This window comes from Mesobacillus zeae (assembly GCF_003570705.1).
GTDB lineage: Bacteria > Bacillota > Bacilli > Bacillales > Cytobacillaceae > Mesobacillus_C > Mesobacillus_C zeae.
Genome location: NZ_QWVT01000034.1, coordinates 1 through 8,455 on the forward strand (window position 1 = coordinate 1; position 8,455 = coordinate 8,455).

Here is an 8,455-nt window from a genome sequence, read left to right on the forward strand (position 1 = left end):
TGGACATTTACTCAGCCGATTACCATTTATAAAAATGTTGCGATGCTTTCTGCCTTAGATATTTTTATCTAGGGCGATTTTTTTATTGGACTAACGGGGGCTTTTCATTAATAACCATAAGAAATGATTAAACTTTTAAATTAACTTCATTTTTATCAAACTTTATTCCAAAGCTACATTAGAGGATGGTATAATCGGTTGCTGAATCAAGATTGTTGACAGGTAAATTTGTCGATAAAATGCTGTTTGATTAAATAGGAAAATAACTTCTTTTAAAAGAATAAACATATATGTGGATTAATTCAAAATGGGGTGAAATTTATCAAACGAACATTTATCTACTATTGTTTAGTTTTTTCTTTTGTAGTTTCTTTGTCTGCTTGCGAATTAAATGAAGAGAAGATAGGTGTCGACTCAGTGAAAACTGAAAAGATTTCCAATACTGATTTCTCCCCCAATGCTATTTCAGCAGGAAACGATAGTAAATATGATATTAAAATAAGTATGAATCTTGATGGGAAATTTCATATTGATTCCACAATATTAATAAAGAACACCTCTAAAGATACTTGGGGAGACTTGTTTTTTTATTTTATTCCTAATGTGTTTACGGAGAAAACAGCAGAGCAATTAAGTAATCCTTTAGACTCTCCAGGAACTGTTCAATTTTATAAAGTAGCAATTGAGGGAGAACAGGTGGATTTTACACTAGATACAGATACTCTAAGAATTCCTTTAAAGAAAAAAATTGAACCAGAGAAAGAAATAACAGTTGAATTTTCATATGACTTGACCCTCCCAGAGAATGGATTAAGGTTTACTAAGAGTAAAGAGAATTTTTATTTGGCTCAATTCTATCCAATGGTTGCTACTTTTAGAGAACATAAATGGAATAAGGAAGACTATAGGTTTAGGGGAGAAACTTATCATACTGCGTTCAGCGATTTTAAAATTACTTATGATATTCCTGATGAGTTTACTGTCGTTTCTACAAGCGAAGATGATAAATTTCCAAGTGAAAACAAAGAGAATTTTGAGGTTCAGAATGTAAAAGAAATATTTTTGGCTATATTAAAGAAACCATTTGTCATTCAAAAACTTGAAGGAGACGTAAATATTAGAGTTTTTGGATTTGAGCAAAACGAGCGTTTTTATAACGAAATTAGTGAAGTGGCGTCAGATGCGTTAAATTATTTTGAAAAGAATATTGGACCTTATCCTTCTTCCCAATTAGATATTGTTTTAGATGGTTTAGGGATGGAATATCCAGGTATTGTGACAGCTAATTCAATTTATAATGGAGGTAAAGTAAAACCCGATTACTTAAAAAATATGATTGTTCACGAAATAGCACATCAGTGGTTTTATGGTGTAATAAGTAATGATCCTTTTAATGATGTGTGGTTAGACGAAGGTTTCTCCGAATTTGCTGCCGGGTTGTACCAGTTCTCTAAATCCAAAGAGGATATTCCTTATCAATCTATGTATCAACAAATAGAGCATCTTGCCCCCCTTCCTGTTAATTTACCTTTAGATAAATATGTTGAGAATCAAAGTCCTTATACGTATGGGAAATCGAATGTTATGTTGTGGAAGTTATTCGAAAAAAGAGGTGGAGTAGGAGAGGCAGAAAAATTCCTGAAAACCTATTATGATTTTTATAAATATAAAGAGGTAAATTCGGAGGAATTTGTTCGATTTACCAAACATTATTTTAAGTTAGAAGATGAATCTGTTTTTAAGGACTGGTTGTTGCTTAAATAATTTGCAAAGTGATTTTATACTTTATTTTCAACTAACGGGTTCGTTGATCCAGAAAGGATCAAAGCACTTTTTTGTTGAAATCCTTATTGTATTAACGGGGCAGCATTCCTGTAATGAAGGAAAATGGAGTTTGAAGTTGAATGTATTACTAGAATCACTTTATCAAGGATTCCCTGATGCTGACATTATTCTTTGTCGATCGTCTCTCCCAAAAATCTATCAATCTTTTTATCAAGGGACATTACGCCAATCCATGTTCTTTCATCAGGCGCCTGTAGATTTGAGCAGCTGTATGGCGCTGTTTAATAGGGGCAGTTCTATCACTTATGAGCCATTGAATAATAATGGGAATAAAAGGACCAACTGAATGTTTTGCGTAAGGAGCCTTGCGAGAATATGTTGGAAACTCTGGACTTTCTAATGCTTTTCGAATGGTTTGACGGGCATGGCCTAAATCTTTAGCTAGCTGACGAATAGATCGACCTTCTTTAAAATGCAGTTTTCTGATAAGCTCAATATTAGCCATCTTTAACATTCCTTTTCCTCCAGTATCACAATGTTCTAGTCAAACACTATGATACAGGATGGGGTGTTAAGGGTGGTCAACTTTTGCATTAGCGAATCATGCTTAAGTGGTCAACTTTTATTCTAGCGTTTACATCTCGTGCTTATTCTATTTAATAAATATTCCTGTATAATCTTTCTTCTAATTATATTTTTCTAACAAGAATTGAAACAACCAAGAAAAGATGTTAAAAGTTATTAATAAGTATAAAAAAGTAAGGTTTTCATTAATTCTATATTTAAATGTGTACCAATATCAATGTATATTGATAAGATTAAGTTGAAACTAAGTTACAAACAAAATAGCCCAACTAGAAAGCAAGGTGAACCAAGGTGGTAACTGAGAATCGAGAAATGGTCACTACCAATGAAGCAGCTGAATTATTAAAGGTTAAACCCTCGACGGTCCACAAATATGTAAAGGAAGGCAAATTAAACCCAGTTTATGAAGACAGTTGGCATATTGATACAACGAAATTGTTCTATGAAGATGAAGTACTCTCATTAAAAAGTAATTTAGTTAAACCTGGCATTACTACTGGAGAAGCAGCTGAATTATTATTAGGTATTCATCCGACAACCGTTTCACTTTATATCCAACAAGGAAAGCTATTAGCAGAGAAAAAAATACCGTGGTAAAGAACTTTATTTTATAAGTCCAGACGAAATCAACAGAATGAAAAACGAATTAACAAAATCAAAAAAAAGACTACGAAAAAATTTTTATGATAAAGATACCGGATATGCCTGGTTTCAGTCTTTTATAGACAAGGAAGGAAATAATAATAACCGTATAATAGTAGATGAATTAGGACAACCATATCTTCAGACTCATAATGGTAACCGTATTCCTTATAGGGAAATAGAAAAACAGGGGTATAAGCCAACATTTCCAATTCCTAATATTGAATATAAAAACAAAAAGGGAATTGCTAAATTTAGATTTCAAAAATCAGAGTTCTATTATAGAGTTATTGAATTATTTTATAATCATGTAGGTCCTAAAAATATGAATGTGATTATCCAAGGTAATCACGAAATTTTAGTTGAAGTAAAGCCAAGTTTGATTAAGGAAATTTTATCTGAAGAGAGTCTTGAACAGTTAAAAGGAACATTAATTGAAGGTTCAATTAGTAAAAGGTTAGATGGTTTCTATATTGATAGCGGATTAGAGATCTTATCTATTGGTGTACCAGCTAAATTAAAGAATAGAATAAAAGTTGAAGCAAAGAAACAAAAAGTAAATATTGAGGATGTCGTTGTTAGTATATTGACAACTTATTATAATAACCAAGACAAGAATGGCTAACGTAAAATACAACCAACTAATCCTAATGAAGCTATTTCTTTGACTAATTACTTAGTTGAACAAAATAAGAAAATATCTACTCCTGTAATTATTACTAAACCGGAATGGAAAGAACAAGAGGAATGGATTTATTCAGAAGCATACTTCGTTTTCTTCACTTCTAAGTTTTCCATTCAAGTACGTAAAAACAAGATTCCTCGAAGGACCTTATTAAAAGAGGTTATTGATCTTTATAAGGAACAAAAAATTTCTACAACAACGTTCCATTATTTCTTATATACGGTATAAATGGGAAAAGACTTTGTTCTGAGGACTTTAACGAAAAGAGTATAGGAAAGAAAAGATTTAGTTTTTTTGAAACAACCCCAGACTTTTCTGTGTTACCTAATGATGATTTTTAAGCTTACCAGTGGCAACAAATGATTAGTAGAAATGAGAAATGCGTTACCGATATCACTGAGTTCAAGTTATTTGGAGAGAAATTATATCTATCCCCGATTTTTGCATTTAATTAATGGCGAAATTATTACCTATACAATTGGTTCAAGACCAACCTATGCGCTTGTTTCAACTATGTTGGACCAGGGTTTTGAGAGGTTGACAGGTGAGGAAACACTTCTCATTCATTCAGACCAGGGTTGGCACTACCAAATGAGGAAATACCAATATTCCCTCAGTCAACGTGGTATCATGCAAAGTATGTCCCGTAAGGGAAACTGTTACGATAATGCTGTAATAGAAAGTTTCTTCGGCATTATGAAATAGGAATTTCTCTACCTTAAGGAATTTGAAAGTGTAGAGCACATTAAACGTGAACTGGAAAAATATATAGAATACTATAACCACAAACGGATTAAGGCAAAATTAAAAGGCATGAAACCCGGTACAGTACCGGGTTTCATGCCCTAGACGCTGCCTAATGAAATAACCGTGTCTAACTTTATGGGGTCACTTCATTATAGGCTCTTTTTTCTTTTTATTTTATTGATTGGCATCAAATGCGGCTACAGAACGATCTCTATCTGTAGCTATTTCATTTTCATATGCGTTTTCATACTCGGAAATTAAATCTAAAGATCCCTCGTTCAAAGAAGCCGTGTTTTTTGCAATTTTTTTGCTGGTAACATCTTGATTAACACCTTCAACGTATATGCTTGAATTCGGGCCTGACACTAATAAAGATCCATCATCTTGTGCATAAGCTAAAAACACATACGATTTCCCTACTTCTGGTAAATCATCATCTTCATACAAAACAACAGAAGAACCATCCTTATTTATGCCTCCAGCTTTTTGTATAGGCATTGAAGTATCTGTTATTAGATCGCCCTTTATATTTTTTAAGACAGTAACTTTGTAATTGGTATAAGGTGTTGAAACTTCTTTAGCACCGTCACTAGTTTCAATTGTTACAGGGTTCTTGTACACAGTGTTAACATCTTGAACAACCCGGCCTAAAAAAACGTAATCTGCATCCCCTACAGTTTCTTTTGGATCATTCACATCTATAGCAAAAGAACCATCCATTTGAATAACTTTTAGGTCTCCTTTATCTGAACTCACATTTTTCTCAGAATTAGAACAAGCTGAAACAATCATAGAAAGACTAAATATAAATAACAATGAAATAATTAATTGACTTTTTTTCTTGACCATTGTTTTCATTCCTCCCCTTCCTGTTAGTAATTATTATAAGCGGCGTTATAAGAAGCCTTATCATTATCACTTAATGATGTATTTGTAGTTATATATGCATACATGACATCACTTGATGTATTGTGTGCTAAACCCAGTGCATGTCCTAACTCATGTATAGCTACATTCTTTTTTTCTGTAGAACTTAAAGTATCCATTACATAACTATTAAACTTTATAGTACCTCCAGATGAAGTAACAGCACCGGTATTAGACTTTTCGCTATAATCAGAAATTGAGACATCTTGTATTACATATGCAGAATCCTTTCTTATTACCCCACTTTTATATCCATTCCATACATTCTTTCCTGAATCAAATGAAGTCTGGTATTTTGTACTTCCATCCCAATCCAAGTGTTTCCCAGAGTCAACTAGATCCCAAGTTAATAGTTTGACTGTTGCTGCTGAGGTACTCATCGGTATAACAAAAATAAAAACTAAGGCTGCCATTACTATTTTTCCCATTTTGTTCTTCAATTATTTGCCCCTCCAAATTTTAAATTTTTTAAATATTAATAAAATTTTACATTAATAATTAGGAAAATTCAAGTGTAATTTCCATTTTTATGAAAATAGCTCTCTAAAAACTCTAAAACTAATAATATTCTTTTATTCTAAGGTCGTTTGGACATGGATTTTGTCAGTTCACGGACAACTGACTCTGTCAATTGTGTGCCAATAAAGAGCGTCATTAACACTTTTTAGGATTTGCGTTATAATAGTTTTAAGAATGGGTATTCAAATATAATTAAATTGTTGAACGATGCTAATTAACTCTAGCATTAATGAATAAGTACATATTTTAGTGGGAAAGACCCAAAGTAGCTCAGTTTAAATTAACATGGCTCCTTTGCGGTCTTTTTTTTGTAAAAGGGGGGAAGAGAGTAGAATGTCTATTGAGCAAGAGAAGAGAATGAAAATGATTGAAAAGATACTTAATCACCAGGTTCAGGGGGAGGTATATATTCTTACACCCGGGCGTGTTTGGAAATCTCTTGTGCTTAAATATTTTAATAAATTAAAAAGCGGAGAAATGACAATTGATGAACTGGTAATCTTAATGGAGGACAAAGGTGGTGTTAAATATGGACAATCTTATAAATTAGTAAGATACCCTGTTGAAGAATTAATTAGATACATCGCTAAAATCGCAAAACAGACTGTTGAAATAAAGTAAAAGTGAGTGATTATTTAAGAACGCTTTTCATTTTTTTCACCTCCTTTAAAAGTATAGATTATTAGGTTATATGGTAGTTGCTGGTATATTGCTGAACCACTTGCCTGAATCTTTGGACCGTTAAAATTTGTATTTTTTTCTAATATAAGATAAAATTACAATTAATGGAACTTTGACATTATTATAAAAATTTAAAATAAAAGGGAGAAATTTTAAATTTTTTGTTGAATAACATATTTTTGTAGAATAGTTAAAAAGTTTAAAAAATAAATTATATTAATAAAGGTTTTATTCAGTATTTACATTTATTCATTTATTAATGTCAAAGTGTTTGAAAATAATAAGGGGATTGGATAGGTGACGAATTTGAATCTTAGTATAAAGAGAACTCAAATTAATGAATTAGAAACTTTGTTAAATATACAAAAAGAAGCTTTTGCAGCTGACCTAAAACTATATGAGGACTATCAAACAAGCCCTGTTAATGAATCTCTTGTAAAGTTAACTGAAAATATTAAAAATTTCATTCATTATACTATTAGGATAGAAAATGAAATTATCGGCGGTATAGATATTCGCAAAAAAAACGAGAGCGAATATCGCTTATCTAAACTATTCTTGTCGGATAAATTTCAAAACAAAGGACTTGGAAGTAGGGTTATGGAAAAAATGGAAGAGGAGTTTTCTTCAAAAGTCGAATGGAGCCTTTATACTCCGTATTTAAATAAAAGAAATCATCATTTCTATGAAAAATTAGGTTATAAAAAAATTGGTGAATATCCAGTAACTGAAAAACTTACCTTATTTAAATATGTCAAAAAATGTCGTGAGAATTAGTTTTATAATGCAGAAACTTTATAAAAAAAGAGTGACGATCTTAAATTGTGTAATTGGAAGGTTATCATAAAGAAGGAAATAATAGGATAGGGAAAGGACATGAAATTTTCTTTACTGGTTCCTTCTTGATTTGGCCTCACCTCAACAGTATGACCGAAAAAACATGCCGGCTGGTACTTCATAGAGTTATTTGAAGTTTCTCGTTCTATCAGCCTTTACTCTGTTTTCCTATTTTTACTTTTTAAATATAAAGCAAAAAGAAAGTATCAAATCATAAAAGCGTATGATATTGGAATTGGAAAGATAAAATTTTTATGGGATTTATTAATCTTCGTAAGAAAAAATATATTTTCTATTAAATGTTACAGCTACAATATATGAGGAGGAAAATAATATGATTGAAGGAAAAAAAATTATACTCAGAAACTATAAGAGAAGATGATTTAGAAGAAATATTAAACCTAACAAATAAGTTTTCAGAAAGAGGAGAACATTGGCATCTTATGTTATCATCTGAACCTATGTTTAAAAAGGGGTTTAGAGAAACAGGGTTTTGGGATGACAAAATTGGCAAACTTTTAATTACTGATAAAAATGGTAGATTGTTTGGGGAAATATCGTATTTTAATGGTGTGTGGTATATGCCTGGTTATGAAATTGGGTATCAATTATATAGAAAAGAGGATCAAGGAAAAGGGTATATGACTGAAGCACTTACTATTTTTGCTGCTTATTTATTTGAACTAAAACCTATAGAGCGACTAGAACTTACATTAAATATAGGCAACGCAGCGAGTCGTAAAGTTGCTGAAAAATGTGGATTTAAGTTTGAAGGGATAAAAAGAAATGCAATTTATCTACGTGGATTATATCATGATATAGAATTATTTTCACTGCTTAGGCATGAGTGCCCAACTTTATCTGAAGTCTTAGTCAATATAAAGAAATAGGTAACAAGTATACTATTAACTTATTTTAAAAATATTGCATACATCAAAACCTTATCCAGTAAGCTAACTTAGCAAATGAAATATTAATGGCAAACAAAACTGGTAAAAAGACAAAAGATTAAGTTTGGATCTAAGTCAATATCTTGGACACAAATAA

General features: G+C 31.4%; 9 protein-coding genes and 1 pseudogene. 7 read left to right on the forward strand and 3 right to left on the reverse strand.

Annotated features, from left to right (window positions below):
* Positions 1 to 417: 417 nt before the first annotated feature.
* Positions 418 to 1,764, forward strand: coding sequence for a M1 family metallopeptidase (locus D1970_RS18425; protein ID WP_119114327.1), 1,347 nt, complete (start codon positions 418 to 420; stop codon positions 1,762 to 1,764).
* A 241-nt stretch (positions 1,765 to 2,005) separates the two neighbouring features.
* Here the strand turns inward: D1970_RS18425 and D1970_RS18430 are convergent, their stop codons facing one another.
* On the reverse strand, positions 2,006 to 2,299 hold the full coding sequence (locus D1970_RS18430) for a hypothetical protein (RefSeq protein ID WP_119114328.1): 294 nt from the start codon (positions 2,297 to 2,299) through the stop codon (positions 2,006 to 2,008).
* A gap of 362 nt (positions 2,300 to 2,661) precedes the next feature.
* On the opposite strand from D1970_RS18430, the gene D1970_RS23135 reads away from it, so the two are divergent.
* From D1970_RS23135 to D1970_RS18445, 3 genes and pseudogenes are all read left to right on the forward strand, one after another.
* Positions 2,662 to 2,967 carry a helix-turn-helix domain-containing protein gene (locus D1970_RS23135; protein WP_246370085.1) on the forward strand — a complete coding sequence of 102 codons (306 nt, stop codon included), beginning with the start codon at positions 2,662 to 2,664 and terminating at the stop codon, positions 2,965 to 2,967.
* 37 nt (positions 2,968 to 3,004) lie between these two features.
* Positions 3,005 to 3,637 (forward strand): hypothetical protein, encoded by a 633-nt coding sequence (locus D1970_RS18435; protein ID WP_246370084.1) that lies wholly within the window; start codon positions 3,005 to 3,007, stop codon positions 3,635 to 3,637.
* A gap of 431 nt (positions 3,638 to 4,068) precedes the next feature.
* Positions 4,069 to 4,557, forward strand: a pseudogene (locus D1970_RS18445) (IS3 family transposase); the annotation flags it as partial.
* A gap of 61 nt (positions 4,558 to 4,618) precedes the next feature.
* On the opposite strand, the gene D1970_RS18450 reads toward D1970_RS18445, so the two are convergent.
* Both D1970_RS18450 and D1970_RS18455 read right to left on the reverse strand, forming a co-directional pair.
* Positions 4,619 to 5,302: a hypothetical protein gene (locus D1970_RS18450; RefSeq protein ID WP_119114330.1), complete on the reverse strand. Its 684-nt coding sequence runs from the start codon at positions 5,300 to 5,302 to the stop codon at positions 4,619 to 4,621.
* A gap of 14 nt (positions 5,303 to 5,316) precedes the next feature.
* Positions 5,317 to 5,811, reverse strand: coding sequence for a matrixin family metalloprotease (locus D1970_RS18455; RefSeq protein WP_246370083.1), 495 nt, complete (start codon positions 5,809 to 5,811; stop codon positions 5,317 to 5,319).
* Between the two features lie 412 nt (positions 5,812 to 6,223).
* Here D1970_RS18455 and D1970_RS18460 point away from each other — a divergent pair, with 412 nt between their 5' ends.
* From D1970_RS18460 to D1970_RS18470, 3 genes are all read left to right on the forward strand, one after another.
* Positions 6,224 to 6,511, forward strand: coding sequence for a hypothetical protein (locus D1970_RS18460; protein ID WP_119114331.1), 288 nt, complete (start codon positions 6,224 to 6,226; stop codon positions 6,509 to 6,511).
* 357 nt (positions 6,512 to 6,868) lie between these two features.
* The gene (locus D1970_RS18465) at positions 6,869 to 7,348 is read left to right on the forward strand and encodes a GNAT family N-acetyltransferase (RefSeq protein ID WP_119114332.1); all 480 of its coding nucleotides are present in this window, start codon (positions 6,869 to 6,871) and stop codon (positions 7,346 to 7,348) included.
* Between the two features lie 398 nt (positions 7,349 to 7,746).
* Positions 7,747 to 8,298 (forward strand): GNAT family N-acetyltransferase, encoded by a 552-nt coding sequence (locus D1970_RS18470; protein WP_119114333.1) that lies wholly within the window; start codon positions 7,747 to 7,749, stop codon positions 8,296 to 8,298.
* The last annotated feature ends 157 nt before the right edge of the window (positions 8,299 to 8,455 follow it).